Below are 16,909 nucleotides of genomic sequence, written 5' to 3'. Positions count from 1 at the left end.
CGCCAACTTCCCGTCCCAGCAAGCGGCTTCGACGTTCGCGAAAACACTGTCGGACACCGTGGCCAAGTACGGCCTCGACGGCATCGACTTCGACGACGAGTACGCCGAGTACGGCAACAACGGCACCGGCCAGCCCAACGCCAGCTCGTTCGTGTACCTGGTGTCGGCACTGCGCGCCAACATGCCGGGCAAGATCATCAGCCTCTACAACATCGGACCGGCCGCGTCGCGCCTGTCCTACGGCGGCGTCGACATCACGTCCAAGTTCGACTACGCCTGGAACCCGTACTACGGCTCCTGGCAGGTTCCCGGCATCGCACTGCCCAAGTCGAAGCTGTCGCCGGCGGCCGTCCAGATCGGCGGGACCTCGCAGAGCACGGCCGCCAGCCTTGCCCGCCGCACGGTCAGTGAGGGCTACGGCGTCTATCTGACCTACAACCTCGACGGCGCCAATCGCACCGCCGATGTCTCGGCGTTCACCAGGGAGCTGTACGGCAGTGACGCCCGCTACACGCCATAGGCCCACTGTGCTCCCCGGCGTCCGGCGCCCACTCGGGGCGTGCTGCATCCCGTAGGGCCGCGCCCCGGGCAGGCCGCGTTTCCGACAACGATGTCGGAGGCGCGGCCGCCACAGATGCCGTGACCCCTCACCACACCCACGGTGGCCGTTGCCTTGATCGCGAGCGCGACCACCACCTGACCCACGACCCATGCCGTGCTGGCGGCGGTAGAGGGTGGGCTGGCGACCGAGACATGTCCTGAAGTGGATGACTGCGCAGATCAGAGGGCGTGGCCACTTCTAGCGCTGGTCGAAGGCTTGGCGGGCTGCGGCGGTCTCGGCTTCATGGTCCATCGCCCACGTCGCCAGGGCGACAGCCGGCCCGATCAGTGTGCGCCCCATGGCCGTGAGGTCGTACTCCACACGTGGGGGCACCTCGGCGTGCACGGTACGAGAGACCAGCCCGTCGCGTTCGAGGCCGCGGAGCTTCAAGGTGAGCATCCGCTGGGACGCACCGGGGATGCTGCGCAGCAACTCACCGAAGCGCAGCCGTCCTGAGCTGAGCGTGCCGATGATCAGCAGCGACCACTTGTCACCGACAAGGTCCAGGAGGTCGCGGACCGCTCTGCCGCCTTCCGTCTCCAGGCACATCGCCGCGTAGTCCGTCGGCGCCGCGGGTTCCGCCGCGGGTTCCTCCGGCCCGGTCATCGTTCCTCCCGTGTGCCGTAGGCACACGGATGTGCCTTTTGTGAGACCCCGCCGGGTAACCAATCATGGGGTTAGGAACAAATCGTAACCGGCTCGCTGCGCGGCCGTGTGCCGGCAGCTCCACGAGGAGGTCTCCCTCTCATGAAGTCCATCCTGGTCGCTGGAGGAAACAGTGGCATCGGCCGACACGTCGCAGCCGAACTCGCCGGACAAGGGCACCGCGTTGTCATCCTGGGGCGCGATCAGCGCAAGGGCGAAGAGACGCTGGCCTCCCTCGGCGGCGCCGTCGAACACGCCTCCTTCCACGCAGTCGACCTGTCCACACACGACGGAGTTCGCGACGCCGCCAAGCGCGTCTTGCAGGAGAACGATCACTTCGATGCCCTCGTGCACACGACCGGAGTCATGACATCGGAGGACCTGCGAACCGGAGACGGCCTGCACCAAGTCTTCGCGGTCAACTATCTGAGCCGCTACCACCTCACCCAGTTGCTGATGCCGGCGCTCAAGCGCGGCCAGAACGGCAGGGTCTTGATGATGACGGCCCACATTCCCCCCACAACCAAAACGAGCTTCGAGGGCTTTCCGGACTTCCGACCGTACGACTTCATCAAGGCGAGGAAGCCGATCCAGCTGGCCAATCACTATTACGCCGCACACCTCACCAGCACCGAGTCGAACATCCGGGCGGGAGTGATCAACGCGGGGGTAGTGAAGACTGACCTCCTGCGCATGAAGTCACGCCCGATGCGTGTAACAGGAACGGTTATCGCGGCACTGTTGTCCGGCAGCGTCGAGAAGTCGGCCCACAACGTCATCCAGGCCACCTTGCGCGACGACTGGGCAGGCGCCTTGTACTGGGGAAAGCCCGGCACCTTCGAGGGGCAGACCCGTATCGAAGTGGATTTGCCCCAGATGCGGCGAATCATGGCCTCTTCGCAAGAGCTCACTGGCGTATGAGCACAGGTGTCCGCCGGTAGAAGCACGGCGCGGTCGGCATCCGGAGAGCACGCCAGCGCGCGGCGGCTGAGGTGCACGAGGCGGCATTCACCACGCACCCACCAGCCACGAACCTCTCAGACCGGGCCCTGGCGTGCCCGGGTCACTGCGACATTGACACGGCGTGCGTTGTAGCTGGCCTATATGGCCAACTACAACGCACAGTCGCAACAAGTAACCCATCGGTAGCTCCCGGGAGGTCCGTACGCGCCGTTTCCCAGTGGCTGGCGCCCTCGTTGGGCTGAGCAGGTGAACGCCCGTGGGGTCTGGTGGCAAGGGGGCTGGTGTGCGGCAGGAGTGGTCACCGGAGGACGTGGTGGCGTGCTGGCCCTGGTGGACGGCGACTGGGAGCTGGTCGCGAACAAGTCGGGCGCGACCCGGCTGGGCTTCTGCCTCATGCTCAAGTTCTTCGAGATCGAGGCCAGGTTCCCGGAGTTCGTTGAGGATTTCCCGCAGCCCGCAGTGGAGTACGTTGCCGGGGTGGTGAAGGTCCCGGCGACCGAGCATGCGAAGTACGACCTGGCGGGCGCGAAGCAACACCGCAGGCAGATCCGCGAGGCGCTCGGGTTCCGGCCGGCGACGCTCTCGGACGAGGAGTCGCTCACCGGGTGGCTGGCTGTGGAGGTGTGCCCGCTCGAGCTGGTGGAGGACCGGCAGCACGATGCCCTGCTGGTCGAGTAGCGGGCCCGGAGGATCGAGCCGCCGGGCCGGACCCGCGTCGAGAAGATCCTGGTCGCGGCCCGGGGCCGGTGGGACGCCGCGTTCTGCGCCCGCGTCATCGAGCGCCTGCGCGAGGCGGGCACGGCCCGGCTGCTGTCCCTGGTGGCCGAGGACAACGAGGCGGGGACCACCCTGCTGGCCGCGCTCAAGCGCGATCCGGGCGCGGTCGGCCGGCAAGCTCGCCGTCGACGACCGGCCCGGCCTGACCGCCGCCCTCGACTACCTCCGCGCCGGCGACATACTCACCGTTCAGGAAGTCGACCGCCTCGGCCGCAACCTCCTCGAAGGGCTGATCGTCCTCAACGACGCCTTCCAGCGCGGCATCGCCGTCAAAGTCCTGGAAGGCATCGCCGTCGGCGAGCACACCGAGCGCTCCCTCATCCTGGACCTCGCGCTCGCGCTCGCTGAGGACAGGCGGCGCGACATCGTGAAGAAGACGAAGAACGGCCTCGACTCCGCCCGCGCCCGCGGCCGGGTCGGTGGCCGACGCCCCGTCGTGGACGACGACAAGCGCCGCGTGATCCTCGCCCGCCGAGCCGAAGGCCAGTCCATCCGCGAGATCGCCGTCGCCGTCAAGGTGTCCGTCGGCGTCGTACACAAACCCTCAACCCCGCCCCGTAGAGCCTGCTTCCTACCGATGGGTTACTTGATCCCTGGAGTCTGGGCTAGGACTTCGGGGCCGACTTCCTGCGACATAAGCGCGACAGCAGCAGGCGATGGTAGGCACCCCCTACCGAGGAGCGACGATCTCTCACGACGGATATCGGGACCTGCGTGTCCCGGACGACAGCGGACGGCCGGCACGCGAAGAAGTCGCCCTGCTGATCTATACCTTCGACGCGGTCGCCGACGCGCGCCGCACCCGCGAGGACTACCTGCAGGTCGCCGACAACGTGCTCAACGTCCTCGCCCGGCGCGGGCTGCTCAGGCGAGAGGCAACTGACCGAGCGGCCGACCACGATCGGCCTGCGCCTCCAGAAGAGCGGCCACTTCCGGATCCCTCGTGAAGGCGGGGCCGCCCCAGTACGGCGGGACGGCCACGGCCGCGAGGCACACCTCGGTGCCGTGGACGCGCGTGGCGCCGAACAGGGTCTGCAGCATCTGCATGCCCGCCAGGTCGAGTGCACCGAGGCGCGCATGCCACGTCTGGGTCTCCGGATCGTACGTTGCGATCGTGCGGAGCCTGTCCAACTGCTCGCGCCATTGAGGATCGGCGGCCGGCGCTGTCCGGACGGTGGCCTCCAACACCCATGCACTGTCAGGGGAGTTCGGCGAACTGGTCATGTCAGGACGGTAGACGCCGCCACTGACAACTCCTCCGGTCTGGTTAATCCAGAGCCTGAAGAGAACCCCGTAGCGCACGAACACGTACTGACAGACGTGGACCCGATCCAAGAAGCGCATCTTTCCGAACCCGGCCTGCTCGTTATCGACGTGGCGGGCCTGGACGACGACACCGTCATCGCCTTCCAGAACGCGATCGCCCAAATGTGGGCCTCGACCGCCGATCGCACCACCCGGGATGTCGGCCAGCCCGGTGTGCGGCTGCGGATGTACACCGATCTACGGCAGGTCCTGACCGAGACCTCCCTGCCGGAGCAGGCCACCGGCACGTTATGAGGCGTGGTCCGCCACCACGGGGGGAGTGACGGACCAGCCTGAAGTCCACGGTGCCACACCCGCCTTGAGCGCGCCCTGTCTGCACGCGAAGTCGCCGCAGGATGGCGCGACTTCATCCGACGTCTCCCAGTCGGCGCGACTAGAGCAGACGCAGGACGCTGACGACCTTCCCGAGGATCTGCGCGTGGTCGCCGCGGATCGCCGCGTAGGACGGATTGCGCGGCATGAGCCACACCTGCCCGTCCTGCCGGCGCAGCACCTTGACCGTGGCCTCGTCTTCCAGGAGGGCGGCCAATTTGTCCCCATGGTCGGCGCTGTCCTGGCGCCGGACGGTCACGATGTCGCCGTCGCAGATCGACGCCTCGATCATGCTGTCGCCGGAGACCGGAAGCAGGCGGGTTCGTCGATTTCTGGCCGGTGAGTCGCAGGAACCGACGCGTGAGTGGTTCACCGACAGCTATGAGTATGGCGGGTTCGCGGCCGAACGAGCTCGGGGCGAGCGGCCCGTCATCGCTGCAGTGTGTCTGGGCGGTCGGCGATCCGTGCCGTGGTCGGAACGGGCTTGACCTTGACGCTGGGTCAACCCTCCATCCTTCCGGGAGGAGCTTCCGCGCAGTCGCCTGGAACAGCTCCGCGAAGGAGGCAGATGACCATGACAGCCCAATCGATCGCCGGTCCGGCGATTCGCGTGCAAGGTCTCAAGAAGTCGTACGGGAAGCTCGAAGTGCTGCGCGGTGTGGACTTCGACGTGGTGCCGGGCAGCATCTTCGCCCTGCTCGGTTCCAACGGGGCAGGCAAGACCACGACCGTGAGGATCCTCGCCACGCTCCTGAAGGCCGACGCGGGGGTGGCGAGCGTCAATGGCTTCGACGTCGCCACGCAAGCGGCGAACGCGCGGGAGTCCATCAGTCTCACCGGGCAGTTCGCGGCCGTCGACGAGATCCTCAGCGGTCGGGAGAACCTCGCCCTGGTCGCCAGGCTGCGCCACCTCAAGGACCCTGGCGCGACTGCGGATGACCTGCTGAGGCGTTTCTCGCTGAGCGAGGCGGGCGCGCGGCGAGTGTCCACGTATTCGGGTGGGATGCGCCGCCGGCTGGACATCGCGATGAGCCTCATCGGGAATTCGCCGGTGATTTTCCTGGACGAGCCGACGGCCGGACTCGACCCCGAGGCGCGCATCGAGGTGTGGGATGCGGTCAAGGAGCTCGCCGGCCACGGAACGACGGTGCTGCTCACCACGCAGTACCTGGACGAGGCCGAGCAGTTGGCCGACCGGATCGCGATCCTCCACCAGGGTCGGATCATCGTGAACGGCACCCTCACCGAGCTCAAGCAACGCTTCCCACCAGCCAAGGTCGAGTACGTCGAGAAGCAGCCGACTCTCGAGGAAATCTTTCTCGCAGTCATCGGCGGCAGCGACAAGAGCGACGTCACTGGCACGACATCTGGGGGACGAGGATGACCACGTACTTCTTCAACGACACTGCCGCGCTCACGGTGCGGACCCTGCGCCACGTCACACGCAGCATGGACACCATCATCACGACCGCCATCACGCCGGTCGCCATGATGCTGATGTTCGTCTACGTGTTCGGCGGCGCCATCGATACCGGGTCGGTTTCGTATGTGAACTACATGCTGCCTGGCATCCTGCTTATGACCATCGCCTCAGGTATCTCCTACACCGCGTACCGGCTGTTCACCGATGTGAAGAGCGGCATCTTCGAACGATTTCAGTCCATGCCGATCGCTCGGTCGGGTGTGCTGTGGGCCCACGTCGTCACCTCTCTGGTCGCAAACCTGATCGCGCTCGTGCTCGTCGTGGGCGTCGCTGTGCTCATGGGCTTCCGCTCAGGGGCAGGAGTGTCGGCATGGCTCGCGGTCGCCGGCATCCTGCTCCTGTTCACCCTGGCGCTGACCTGGCTCGCCGTGATCCCCGGGCTTTCTGCGTCGTCGGTCGAGGGCGCTGGCGCGTTCGCCTACCCCCTCATCTTCCTGCCGTTCGTCAGTTCGGCGTTCGTGCCCACAAAGACGATGCCCGGCCCGGTGCGCTGGTTCGCCGAACATCAGCCGGTGACGTCGATCGTCAACACGATCCGCAACCTGTTCGCCCAGAAGCCGGTCGGCGAGGACATCTGGACCGCCCTCGCGTGGTGCGTCGGCATCCTCGTCGTGGCGTACATCTTCGCGATGGCCGCCTATCGCCGGAAGATCGCCTGAGGCAGGCTGAGACCCATGCTTACCATCAGCCAGCTTGCGGCGTACGCCGGGGTGACGGTGCGGGCGGTACGCCACTACCACCGGATCGGGTTGCTGCCAGAGCCCGAGCGCGACCGGTCCGGATACCGGACCTACGACGCTGCCGCGGTCGTGCGACTGATCCGGATCCGCACCCTCGCAGACGCCGGCGTGCCGCTGGCCCGGGTACAGGAACTCCTCGCCGCCGACCCGGAGGACTTCGCCGGCGGCGTCCAGGAGATCGACAAGACCCTGCGCGCCGAGATCCGGCGGCTGCAGAACACCCGCAGCCGACTCGCCAGGCTCGCCGCCGGAGAGCACCTGGCGCTCCCGCAGGGCGTCGTGGACTACCTCGACCGGCTGCGCGATCTCGGCGTTGAGGAGCGGTACATCGAGATGGAGCGAGACGCCTGGATCATGATCGCCGCCCAGGTGCCGCACTCGATCGACTCCGTGATCGCCAAGAAGCACGAGGAGCTGGACGACCCCGACATGGTCAAGCTCTACAGCCTTCTCAGCGGGGCACTCGACTGGCCGGCCGACGACCCGCGGATAGTCGAGGTCGCCGACATCATGGAGCGCTTGATGATTCGCGCCGTGGAGGCCGGCGAGGTGGGTGCCGACGACGGCATCGACGACCAGTTCGTCGACCTTCTGGACTCAACCATGGCCGAGTCCTCACCGCACGCCGCGCGGCTGTTGGCAATCCTGGAGAAGCGAGGCTGGAGGGGCTGGACCCGCATCGAGCGAGTGCCTGCCGAAAGACTCAGTACTGAGCTGCCGCCATCGTGAAGGCAGGGCAGGGTCCTGGAGTGACCCTTTTTGGGGTTGCACGTGCTTTCCGGGGGCGGCCGTCTGCCTCAGTGAGGAACAGGACCGGCGCGGTGGGGGTGGGCAGCGTGGATGTACTTCATGGCAGTGGTGATGGAGATTCCGAAGACACGGACGAGGTGGACGGGATCTTCGGTATCGCGGGCCTCATCCAGGATTCTGTCGGCGCGAACTGCGCGCAGAGTCAGACCGGCGGGATCGAAGCGCCTGTAGACGTAATCCGCGGAGACAGGATCGGTCGCGCTGGCGGTCTGTTGAGTGACCAGGAGGTGCGCGTTGACGGTGCGTGGCCAACGCTGATGGCGGTAGCGGAGCCAAGCGTGCAGTAGGTCAGCTGTGGTGTTGTCGAGGTGGACGACGTGACGGCCGTGGGGGCGGCGGATCAGAAGTTGCCGTCGGGTGAGCAGCACGTCGGAGAGGACGAGGTCGCGCAGGTCGGTGCCGCTTGTCGCGTGGAGGGCGACCAAGGCGAGAACCAGACGGGTAGCCGGGTTGGAGCTGGTCTCCAAGAGCCCGGCCAGCCGGTCGGGCGCCAGAGTTGTGGGCAAGAGTTCCTGACGGGTTATGCGAACGCCGCGGGTGGGGTCGACGAAGACGAGCTTGGTGTGTTTCAGGGCTCGAAAGAGCGACCGGATCGCCACAGCGCGCTCGTGGGCGCGTGGGCCTTTGACCGCGGTGACAGCGGCTGTGACGTCAGCCTCCGTCACCTGACGCAAGGTGGTGTATCGGGTGGTCCAGTCAGCGAGTGGCGCGGCCAGGTAGATGAGGTAGCGGCGCATAGTGGCGTAGTCGGTGACGCGGTGGTGGGGCCTGCTGGCGCCACGCAAGACCCCGACCCACGTGCCGAGTTCGTCGCTGATTCGTGGAGGGAAGGCGGCGATGGTGCGCTGGACGAAAGCCTCGTGACGGTTGCGCCGCGGCGGCGAGGCGACTAGCTGTTCGCGTTGGTCCAGGAAGGCAAGAAGCCCGCGAATGCGCCCCGTGCCACCGAACACGCGGTGCATTGCCCGGAGCTCATCCTCGCAGAAGACGGTGTCGGCGCCCAGCCAAATGGCGGCCACTCGTAGAACCCGAGCCATCGGCTCGTGGACTTTCTGGTGCCAGCGGTTCTCGGAGGTGTATCGGGCGAAGTCCGCCAGGATGGCCTTCACCGGCGGTAGCGGGGCCGGCAGCAGGGCTCCGGCCAGCGGGCGCCAGTCTCGCTCGTAGGCGACTTCGATGCAGCTGCTGCGATGCACAACGACACCCCGGTATGCCTAGTGCCGCTGACCAGCAGGGCGGGGTCGGCGCTGTGGCGTGCTTCGTCGACGATTCGGTCCACGCGCAGGCGGCCGGCAGGCAGGCCGACTCGCTGGAAGAGCAACTGGACCACGCCGACGCTGACGGGCGGGCCGGAGTCGTCGACGGCGGTGTTGCGGGTGACGAAGAAGTAGGGATTGGAGCTGTCGGGCCAGCGCCGGTGGCGCTCGAGCTCCCACGCTGTGACCAGGCGCAGGGTGAAGGCGTCGAGGTAGATGACATGGTCCATGCGTCCCGCCCGGCGCAGACGCAGTTGGCCCTTGCTGCGGTCGAGGTCGGTTCGCCGGAGGCGGGCGAGTTGTCCGGGGAGGAGGGCGTAGATGGCGACGAGGGCGACCATGAGGCGGTCGCGCGGGTCGTCGAGGCGGTCCAGGAGGCCCGCGATGCGGTCGGAAGGCAGTGCGGTCGGCACGGATCGGCTGCTGGTGAGGGAGACGCTCCGGGCCGGGTCCCGGAAGACGAGGCGTTCGCGTTTGAGGGCCCTGAAGAAGGAGCGCAGTGCGGTGTGCAGGCGGCGGGCCTGGTCGCCGCGGAGCGGGTCTAGGACGTCCCCGATGTGCTTCCTGGTGATCTCACGGGGATCGGTGAGCCCGTCGGCGATCCACATTTCGAGGGTGCCCAGGATGGCGCCCACGTAGTTCTCGACCGTCTTGGGGCTGCGGGCCCGGCTGGAGGTGCTGCCCTGGCCGAGGAGTACGTCGATGAAGGTGTGCACCGCGGTGGAGAAGGCCGGGCGGGCGATGGCGTGGTGCCGGGCGCGGGTGATGCAGGGGCCGGTGGGCGGTTGCGCGGCGAGCAGGCCGCGTTGGCGGAGTATGGCAGTCAGCTTGTCGCCGCTCGATGGCTGAAAAGACTTGGCCGCCCGGAGTCCGCGACGGTCGAAACCGCTCATTGGGAAGTCTTCTAACCTCTGGTGTCGAAATAGTCCTCGGACAAGCAAAAAGCGCCCCCTGCCCCGGTGGGGCCCCACCTGTCACGCTTGCCCTATGAGTCGGGGGATTTCCTTCTGGGGCCGGGCACCTCATGCCGCTCCTCGCTATGACGTGCCGTCAGACGACGCCGTGGGGCAAGAGGTCGAGGGCCTTCGAGCTGAGTGTGAATGGCAGTCGGAGAAGTTTCGCTTCCTCAGGCGGCTGTGGTGGTTCGTCCACACGGTTCTCGGGCTTCCGTCCGCCGTGCTGGCCGGGATCTCGGGCGCGACCGGACTGTCCTCGGAGACTGCCCGCGTTCCAGCGGCTGTACTGGCGCTGATCAGCGCAGGACTTGGCGCGGCCATCGCATTCCTCAAGCCGGAGGCACGTGAACGGAAGGCGCAGGCATACCGCAACGCCTTCCTGGTGTTGGAGACCGAGGCTCGCTATGCGCTGACACAAGCGGCATCCAGCGGTGAGCACGTTGCTCTGGGCGTGTACGGAGACCTGCTAGAGCGCAGGAGGGTGATCGCCGCAGGTCAGGCTGACGAACTGCTGAGTGCCTGAGCTATCGACTGGCCACCCAGGAGAACCGTAGGGCCAGGCTTCGGCGTGCCAACGGCCCACGGACACCCGCCGTGCGGTGTGCTCCACTGAGCGGTCTTCCGCAGCATCAGGCTGCGGCGGACAGCTCGGTGCGTGTGCGGTGGATGAGGTCGGCCACCTCTGGCTGTCTTTTCCACGGGGTGAGGGCACGGGCTGCCTCGTGGAGGTAGCTGTGGGCGCGGCTGGAGCGGACGTTGCTGAGGATCCGCAGTGAAGTGTTTGCGGCGGTGAGGCCGCGTTCGAGGTCGCGGTTTTGGAGGTGGCTGGTGGCCAGGACCGCCATGCGGATGCCGGTGGCACGGGTGAAGTGGTCTGCGGGCATGGGCTCGGCAAGCTCGTTCCAGGTGAAGGCGCCCTTGGGGTCGTTGAGGTCGCGGTGTACTTCGGTGGCGTCGGCGGCGAGCCGGGCGTGGGTCATATAGACGAGCTGCTCAGGGTCGTGGCTGCCTGGCCGGATGCAGTCGAGGAGCTCTTCGGTCCGGCCGAGCGCGGCCTTGGCGGCCTTGGCGTTTCCGGCGCGCCCGTGGGCGCGGGCCTCGGTCAGCTTGGCGAAGGCCAGCACCCGTGGTGCGGCGTGTCCGAGACCGCGTTCGTAGGCGCCTTCGGCCATATCGGCGGCTTGTTCGGGGTGGCCGCCCAGAGTGGTCTGGAGCGCCATGGTGGCCATCACGTAGCAGCCGCTCTCCACGTCGCCCGCGGCCCGCGACAGGCGCAGGGCCTGGACGAAGTGGCGCTGGGCGATGTCGTGGTGGCCGGTGTCGACCGCTGACCAGCCCACGACCCGGGACAGCTCGGCTGTCGCCGCGAACAGTTCGCGTCCGATGGTCTCGGTGTAGGTGCCGGTCAGCAGCGGTGCGGCGTTCAGGCGCAGACATTCGGTGACCGAGCTGGCCTTCCAGTTCCCGCCGCCGAAGCGCGAGTCCCACAGGCGGGCCTCGTCAGCGGCCTTCCACAGTTCGTCGAGGTCGCTGCGGCCGACCTGCCGGCCGCCTTCGTGCGCGGTCGGGGCGTCGGTCGGTTTGGCCAGCCAACGGGTGACGGGCGTTGCGAAGGCAGCGATGGCGAAGCCGTTGCTGATGACCTGGCGACGGGAGCGGTCCACGGTTCTCCAGTAGGTGGCGGCGACACGGATTGCATCGACGGGGTCGCGGGCGAAATCCAACCCCATGTCAGGGTGTCCGCCTGACCGGCTATACATGCCGATCTCGGTCACGCTCACCGTTCTGCCGAGGCGTTCGCCCAGCGCAGCGGCCAGGAACTCGGGCGTGCGGCCGCGCGGGATCATTCCGAGGTTCACCCATCTGGCGACACTGGTGTGCTCGTACCTGAGCGGAACACCGGCCGCGGCACCGATCCTGTTGATCTGCGCGGCCAGGGATTTGTGACTCGCGCCGGCCTGCTTGACGAGCCGGGCCAGATCCTCGTTGGGATCACCCTGGCGGTCCTTCCTGGGCGCCACCGAGCCCCCTCATGCCAGCCGGTGTCCTGCGACGCGGATGCCGCAGGCGCAGGATCCGAGCCTAGGCCGCGAGGGCGACGCGGGGAACCGGATGTGCGTTGTTCGCCCCCTTAGTTCGCCTCCCGCGCACACCGGCTCCGGCAGTTCTCTGGATGCAGGCGGTGGCTCGCCGGAGTCCTGGGAGTCCACCGTCCCTTCCCGGTCCACGACCAAGGTGGGAGTCAGATGTACGAAGTCCTCGTCACCGGCGGTGCCGGCTTCATCGGTTCGCACTTCGTCCGGCGGATACTGCGCCGGGACGATGTGTCCCGGGTGACCGCGCTGGACGCGCTCACCTACGCCGGCCACCCCGAGAATCTGGGGGATGCCTTCCTCGACCCGAGACTGACGTTCGTCCGTGGCAACATCCTGGACGGGCCGCTTGTGGACGAACTCATGGCCCGGCACACCGCCGTCGTCCACTTCGCCGCCGAGTCCCACGTCGACCGCTCCCTCACCACGGCCGACCACTTCCTCACGACCAACGTCCTTGGCACGCAGACCCTTGCCGCCTCCGCCGGCCGCCACGGCATCAAGAAGTTCGTGCACGTCTCGACGGACGAGGTGTACGGATCGCTCGCCCAAGGCTCGGCGAGCGAGGACGATCCCGTGCAGCCCAGCGTCCCGTACGCCGCGTCGAAGGCTGCCAGCGACCTCGTCGCCCTGAGCCACTTCCAGACCTACGGCCTGCCCGTCTGTGTGACGCGCAGCTCGAACAACTACGGGCCCCACCAGTTCCCCGAAAAGGTCATCCCCCTCTTCACCACCCGCCTCCTGCAGGGCGACAAGGTGACCCTTCACGGTCAAGGCCAGCACGTACGGAACTGGCTGCACGTCCAGGACAACTGCGCCGGCATCGAGCTGGTGCTGTTCAAAGGCATCCCGGGCGAGATCTACAACCTTGCTGGCGGTGCGGACCTCACCGGCCGCGAACTGACCGCCAAGCTCCTGACCTTGTGCGGAGCGGACTGGAACTCGGTGGCGTACATCCCGGACCGGCAGGCCAATGACCTGCGGTACTCGATGTTCTGGGACAAGGCCGCCGCTCTCGGCTTCAGGCCGGCCCGCGACCTCGACGAGGGCCTGGCCGAGACCGTCGACTGGTACCGGCGCAACCCTGACCGCTGGGCACCGCTGACGCGCACCCCGTTTGCGACCGTATCCACCGCCGGGGAGGAATCTCATGCCCACTGACCAGCACCCTCCGCGCAGGATTCTGGTGACCGGTGTCGGCGCCAACCCGGGCTTCGGGCTGACCCGCAGCCTCATCGGCCTGGGCCATACGGTCATCGCCGCCGACGCGAACCGGCTCGCCCCCGGGTTCCTGCTGCCATTCGTGGTACCCCGGGTCATCCCCCTCGCCAGCGACCCCGACTACCCACCCGTGATGGCCGGCCTGTGCCGGGATCTGGCCGTGGAGGCGGTAGTGGCCGGCATCGAGCCGGACCTGGAACCCCTGACCCAGATGATGCCCCAACTGGAAGCCGACGGCGTGCGCCTGTGGCTCCCGGACGCCTGGTCGGTGCGCGCCTGCACCGACAAGGCCCTCTTCCACCAGGTGCTGACCGAGCACGGCATCGCAACCCCGCCTACGTGGCAGCCACAGGAGATCGACCAGGTTCCCGACGGTACCGAGCTGGTCGTCAAGCCACGGCGCGGCCACGGCGCGCAGAACGTCCACTTCGTGCGCCGCCGGGAGCAAGCGCGCGTGCTGTGCGAGCTCGTCCCGGAGCCCATCGTGCAGGAGCGGATCTACGGCTCCGAGTTCACGGCGGACTGCCTGGTGGACCGGACCGGACACGCCTCGGTCATCCTGCGCCACCGCGATCTGGTCAAGGCCGGCCTCGCCGCGGTGTCCACCACGTTCGACGACCCCAACGTGCGCGACCTCGTGGAGCGGACGCTGGGCGCGGTCGGCGCCCGCGGCCTCTGTTGCGTGCAGGGATTCGTCTCCGCCGACGGCACGGTCACGATCACCGAGCTGAACCTGCGGATCGCCGGCGGCTTCCCCCTGACCGAGGCGGCCGGAGCGGACCTCGTCGGCCAGATGGTCAACGGCCTGTTCGGCCTGCCGGTCGACCACCCACGCCTCACCTACCGGACCGGCGTGTTCCTGACCAACTACACCGAGACCCTGGCCGTCGGCGACGTCGCCGAGCTTGAGCGCACGGCCACCGCGAAGGGACAAGCACGATGACCGTGTCAGCGAGGCCCGATGCCCGGCGCAACGCCAGCCCCTACCTGTACGGGCGGGAGGCCGAGGCCATCGCCCGGGTCCTGGACGGCGGCCAGTACGGGCACACGGAGGTCACCGAGGAGTTCGAACGGCGCATCTCCGGCTTCCTCGGCGTCCCCGACGCCGTGGCCCTCGCCTCCGGCACGGCAGCCCTCCACACCGCGCTGCTCGCCGCCGGGATCGGCCCCGGCCACGAGGTGATCGTGCCGTCCATGACGTTCTGCGCGACCGTGCAGGCCATCCTGGCCGTCGGCGCCACCCCGTACTTCGTCGACATCGACCCGGCCACCCTGTCCGTCGGCGACCGGCACGTCATGGACGCCGTCACCGACGAGACGGCCGCCGTCATACCGGTCCTGTTCGGCGGCCGGCCCGTCGACCTCTCGGCCGTCCAGGCGGACCTCGACGACCGGGGCGTCGTCGTCATCGAGGACGCGGCGCACGCGTTCGGCTCCCGCCACGGCACACGCCGCGTCGGGGCGAACGAGGCGGTACTGACCTGCTTCTCGTTCGGGCCGATCAAGAACCTCACGTGCGGCCAGGGCGGCATGGTCATCCCCCGCACACCCGCGGAAGCCGACACGATCCGCCGGATCCGACTCCTGGGCATGGTCCAGTCACAGGGCGAGCGCGCGAACACCACCAGCTACCGTGTGGACAGTTTCGGCCTGCGCTACCAGCTCTCGGGCCTCAACGCCGCCATCGGTCTGGTCCAGCTCGACGGCTTCCAGGCCGCCGAGGACACCCGCCGCCACCTGTGGCGCACCTACCGCGACGCCCTCGCCCCGCTGGACGGCATCACGCTGGTCGACGTCGATGTGGACCGTGCGGTGCCGCATCTGTGTCAAGTCCGCATCCCTCACCGTGACGAGGTGTTCGCCGACCTCCGGAGCCGGGACATCGGGGTGGGTGTCCACTACCCGCCCAACCACCTCCAGCCGGTGTTCGCGGCCTGGCACCGCTCCCTGCCGGCCACCGAGCAGGCCGGCGAGGAGATCCTCAGCCTGCCGTTCCACCAGCACCTCACCGAAACGGACATCGGCCTCGTGGTGACCGCCCTCGACCAGGCCCTCAAGTCCGTCGGAGGATCGTGATGCGCAAGCTTGTGACCGTCTGCCTGGGGAACTACTGTCGCAGCCCGTTCGCGCAGGTCGCGCTCACCCGCAGGGGCGGGGCGGCGGTGACGGTCCGCTCCGCCGGGCTGATCGGCAAGTGGCAGGACCATCCCGCCAACCCGCTCATGGTCAACGCAGCCCGGCGGCTCGGGCTCGACCTCACCCACCACCGCGGACAGCAGATCACCATCGAAGACCTGGACTGGGCCGATGACGTCTTGGCGATGGACGCCTCCGTCCTCGACACGCTCCACGCGATCGACAACGGCCACAACGCCCACAAGCTCCGCCTCTACCTCCCTGGCCGGGACGTTCCCGACCCGATGGGCCAGGACGAGAACACGTTCAACAACTGCGCCGTGGTGATCGAGGCGGGCACAGCCCTGCACATCGGACGACACCGCCCGCAGTCCGGCTGATCAGCCGGATGCGGCGGACAGCACCACGTCCACGAGCCTGTCCGCCGCATCCGGCCGCCCGTACGTCCGGGCCCGCTCCGCCATCGCCACCCGCCGGGCGGGATCGGTCAGGAGCGGGCCGACCGCGCTCTGCAGAGCGGGGCCGCTGACCTCGCCGAGCAGGGCCAGAGCGGCCCCGGCATCGGCCAGGTGCCGGGCATTGTGCGCCTGTTCGTTCCCAGCCGACGTGGCGAGCGGAATGAACACCGCGGGCTTGCCGAGCGCGGTCAGTTCGGCCAGCGTCCCGGCACCGCTCCGGGACACCACGACATCGGCCACCGCCAGCACATCCGGCAACTCCGACCCGAGGAATCCGGTCAGGTGGTAACGGCCGGCGAGGACCGGGTCCAGCCCGGCGGCGGCCGACCGGAGTTCGTCCACGTTCGCCGGACCGCACTGGTGGATCACGTTCGCGTGCGCCAGGAGCCAGGGCAGCACTTCACGAACAACACCGTTGATCTGCTGGGCGCCCTGCGCACCGCCGGTGACGTAGACCGTCGGCAGACGTCGGTCGAACCCGTACAGGCCCAGCGCCTCGATCGCCTTGTCCCCGTGGCCGCCCAGTACTTCCGGCCGCACCGGATTCCCGGTGACGACCGCACGCTCACGCACCTCGGCGGCCAGCAACGCCAGCGAGGACTCCGAGGACACCGCGATACGCGTCGCCGAACTCGCGAGCTTCCGGTTGGCCAGCCCGAGCCGGACCGTCTGCTCGTGCAGAACCAGCGGAACGCGGCACAGCCGCGCGGCCAGCCCGGCCGGAACCGCGACGTACCCGCCCGTCGCCAGGACGACATCCGGCTGGAATCCGGAGACGATCGACCGTGCCTGCGCCACGCCGAGTGGCACCCGCGCCATGTCCCTCACGTTCGCGGCAGACACCATCTTCAGCGGATTCGACGACCGGCGGATCTTCCCCGTTGCCACCGTTTTGAACGCGATCCCCTCCGCCGGAGCGACACGCGCTTCGAGACCGTCCTCCGTCCCGATCCACAGGACATCCAGCGTGCCGCCCGCAGCCGCGAGACGGGACTGCAGAGTTCGGATCGCGGTCAGGGCCGGGTAGGTGTGACCGCCAGTGCCTCCACCCGTCACGAGCAGCCGGAACGAACGCGGGAGCAAGGAGGAAGTGTTCACCCCCCGCACCCTAGTGCAGCGCCGCATTGATCTT

General features: G+C 68.2%; 19 protein-coding genes and 1 pseudogene. 13 read left to right on the top strand and 7 right to left on the bottom strand.

The window, feature by feature from the left end; all coding sequences use genetic code 11:
• Positions 1 to 520: pseudogene (locus tag ACFVKT_RS35980) on the top strand (chitinase); the annotation flags it as partial.
• A gap of 279 nt (positions 521 to 799) precedes the next feature.
• Here ACFVKT_RS35980 and ACFVKT_RS35975 read toward each other — a convergent pair.
• Positions 800 to 1,207 (bottom strand): winged helix-turn-helix transcriptional regulator, encoded by a 408-nt coding sequence (locus ACFVKT_RS35975; protein ID WP_385739661.1) that lies wholly within the window; start codon positions 1,205 to 1,207, stop codon positions 800 to 802.
• A 141-nt stretch (positions 1,208 to 1,348) separates the two neighbouring features.
• On the opposite strand from ACFVKT_RS35975, the gene ACFVKT_RS35970 reads away from it, so the two are divergent.
• From ACFVKT_RS35970 to ACFVKT_RS35960, 3 genes are all read left to right on the top strand, one after another.
• The gene (locus ACFVKT_RS35970) at positions 1,349 to 2,167 is read left to right on the top strand and encodes an SDR family NAD(P)-dependent oxidoreductase (RefSeq protein ID WP_385739658.1); all 819 of its coding nucleotides are present in this window, start codon (positions 1,349 to 1,351) and stop codon (positions 2,165 to 2,167) included.
• A 360-nt stretch (positions 2,168 to 2,527) separates the two neighbouring features.
• On the top strand, positions 2,528 to 2,887 hold the full coding sequence (locus ACFVKT_RS35965; protein ID WP_385739655.1) for a DUF4158 domain-containing protein: 360 nt from the start codon (positions 2,528 to 2,530) through the stop codon (positions 2,885 to 2,887).
• Entirely contained in the window at positions 2,868 to 3,869 is a 1,002-nt protein-coding gene (locus tag ACFVKT_RS35960; RefSeq protein ID WP_385739652.1) for a recombinase family protein, read from the top strand. Before ACFVKT_RS35965 ends, ACFVKT_RS35960 begins: the two co-directional genes overlap by 20 nt.
• On the opposite strand, the gene ACFVKT_RS35955 is transcribed toward ACFVKT_RS35960, so the two are convergent.
• Positions 3,851 to 4,210: a hypothetical protein gene (locus ACFVKT_RS35955; protein WP_385739649.1), complete on the bottom strand. Its 360-nt coding sequence runs from the start codon at positions 4,208 to 4,210 to the stop codon at positions 3,851 to 3,853. The genes ACFVKT_RS35960 and ACFVKT_RS35955 overlap by 19 nt on opposite strands.
• A gap of 96 nt (positions 4,211 to 4,306) precedes the next feature.
• Here ACFVKT_RS35955 and ACFVKT_RS35950 point away from each other — a divergent pair, with 96 nt between their 5' ends.
• Positions 4,307 to 4,546 (top strand): DUF6207 family protein, encoded by a 240-nt coding sequence (locus ACFVKT_RS35950; RefSeq protein WP_385739646.1) that lies wholly within the window; start codon positions 4,307 to 4,309, stop codon positions 4,544 to 4,546.
• 139 nt (positions 4,547 to 4,685) lie between these two features.
• Here ACFVKT_RS35950 and ACFVKT_RS35945 read toward each other — a convergent pair whose 3' ends face one another.
• On the bottom strand, positions 4,686 to 4,997 hold the full coding sequence (locus ACFVKT_RS35945; protein WP_385739644.1) for a LexA family protein: 312 nt from the start codon (positions 4,995 to 4,997) through the stop codon (positions 4,686 to 4,688).
• Positions 4,998 to 5,198: 201 nt separating this feature from the next.
• Here ACFVKT_RS35945 and ACFVKT_RS35940 point away from each other — a divergent pair, with 201 nt between their 5' ends.
• Genes ACFVKT_RS35940 through ACFVKT_RS35930 form a run of 3 tightly spaced genes read left to right on the top strand, consistent with a single transcriptional unit; the run spans position 5,199 to position 7,576 of the window.
• Positions 5,199 to 6,008: an ABC transporter ATP-binding protein gene (locus tag ACFVKT_RS35940; RefSeq protein WP_385739641.1), complete on the top strand. Its 810-nt coding sequence runs from the start codon at positions 5,199 to 5,201 to the stop codon at positions 6,006 to 6,008.
• Complete coding sequence (locus tag ACFVKT_RS35935) at positions 6,005 to 6,766, top strand: ABC transporter permease (protein WP_385739638.1); 762 nt, start codon at positions 6,005 to 6,007, stop codon at positions 6,764 to 6,766. The genes ACFVKT_RS35940 and ACFVKT_RS35935 overlap by 4 nt, the downstream gene beginning before the upstream one ends.
• A 15-nt stretch (positions 6,767 to 6,781) precedes the next feature.
• A complete protein-coding gene (locus tag ACFVKT_RS35930; protein WP_385739635.1) occupies positions 6,782 to 7,576 on the top strand; it encodes a MerR family transcriptional regulator in 795 nt (264 codons plus the stop codon).
• Positions 7,577 to 7,644: 68 nt separating this feature from the next.
• On the opposite strand, the gene ACFVKT_RS35925 is transcribed toward ACFVKT_RS35930, so the two are convergent.
• On the bottom strand, positions 7,645 to 8,853 hold the full coding sequence (locus tag ACFVKT_RS35925; RefSeq protein WP_385739632.1) for a hypothetical protein: 1,209 nt from the start codon (positions 8,851 to 8,853) through the stop codon (positions 7,645 to 7,647).
• Positions 8,763 to 9,806, bottom strand: a complete 1,044-nt coding sequence (xerC, locus tag ACFVKT_RS35920) for a tyrosine recombinase XerC (protein WP_385739630.1) — start codon at positions 9,804 to 9,806, stop codon at positions 8,763 to 8,765. Before xerC ends, ACFVKT_RS35925 begins: the two co-directional genes overlap by 91 nt.
• A gap of 94 nt (positions 9,807 to 9,900) precedes the next feature.
• On the opposite strand from xerC, the gene ACFVKT_RS35915 reads away from it, so the two are divergent.
• Complete coding sequence (locus ACFVKT_RS35915) at positions 9,901 to 10,392, top strand: hypothetical protein (RefSeq protein ID WP_385739627.1); 492 nt, start codon at positions 9,901 to 9,903, stop codon at positions 10,390 to 10,392.
• A 106-nt stretch (positions 10,393 to 10,498) separates the two neighbouring features.
• Here the strand turns inward: ACFVKT_RS35915 and ACFVKT_RS35910 are convergent, their stop codons facing one another.
• Positions 10,499 to 11,890, bottom strand: coding sequence for a sporulation protein (locus ACFVKT_RS35910; protein WP_385739624.1), 1,392 nt, complete (start codon positions 11,888 to 11,890; stop codon positions 10,499 to 10,501).
• Positions 11,891 to 12,115: 225 nt separating this feature from the next.
• On the opposite strand from ACFVKT_RS35910, the gene ACFVKT_RS35905 reads away from it, so the two are divergent.
• Genes ACFVKT_RS35905 through ACFVKT_RS35890 form a run of 4 tightly spaced genes read left to right on the top strand, consistent with a single transcriptional unit; the run spans position 12,116 to position 15,699 of the window.
• Positions 12,116 to 13,123, top strand: coding sequence for a dTDP-glucose 4,6-dehydratase (locus ACFVKT_RS35905; protein ID WP_385739621.1), 1,008 nt, complete (start codon positions 12,116 to 12,118; stop codon positions 13,121 to 13,123).
• Positions 13,113 to 14,126, top strand: coding sequence for an ATP-grasp domain-containing protein (locus ACFVKT_RS35900; RefSeq protein ID WP_385739619.1), 1,014 nt, complete (start codon positions 13,113 to 13,115; stop codon positions 14,124 to 14,126). Before ACFVKT_RS35905 ends, ACFVKT_RS35900 begins: the two co-directional genes overlap by 11 nt.
• Positions 14,123 to 15,259 (top strand): DegT/DnrJ/EryC1/StrS family aminotransferase, encoded by a 1,137-nt coding sequence (locus ACFVKT_RS35895; protein ID WP_385739616.1) that lies wholly within the window; start codon positions 14,123 to 14,125, stop codon positions 15,257 to 15,259. Before ACFVKT_RS35900 ends, ACFVKT_RS35895 begins: the two co-directional genes overlap by 4 nt.
• Positions 15,259 to 15,699, top strand: a complete 441-nt coding sequence (locus ACFVKT_RS35890; protein ID WP_385739614.1) for a low molecular weight phosphotyrosine protein phosphatase — start codon at positions 15,259 to 15,261, stop codon at positions 15,697 to 15,699. The genes ACFVKT_RS35895 and ACFVKT_RS35890 overlap by 1 nt, the downstream gene beginning before the upstream one ends.
• Here ACFVKT_RS35890 and ACFVKT_RS35885 read toward each other — a convergent pair whose 3' ends face one another.
• A complete protein-coding gene (locus ACFVKT_RS35885) occupies positions 15,700 to 16,902 on the bottom strand; it encodes a glycosyltransferase (protein ID WP_385739611.1) in 1,203 nt (400 codons plus the stop codon).
• Positions 16,903 to 16,909: the final 7 nt, after the last annotated feature.

The organism is Streptomyces sp. NPDC127595 (assembly GCF_042671685.1).
Classification (GTDB): Bacteria; Actinomycetota; Actinomycetes; order Streptomycetales; family Streptomycetaceae; genus Streptomyces.
Note: the sequence above shows the minus strand (reverse complement) of the source record. Positions and strands in the feature narration are given on the sequence as shown.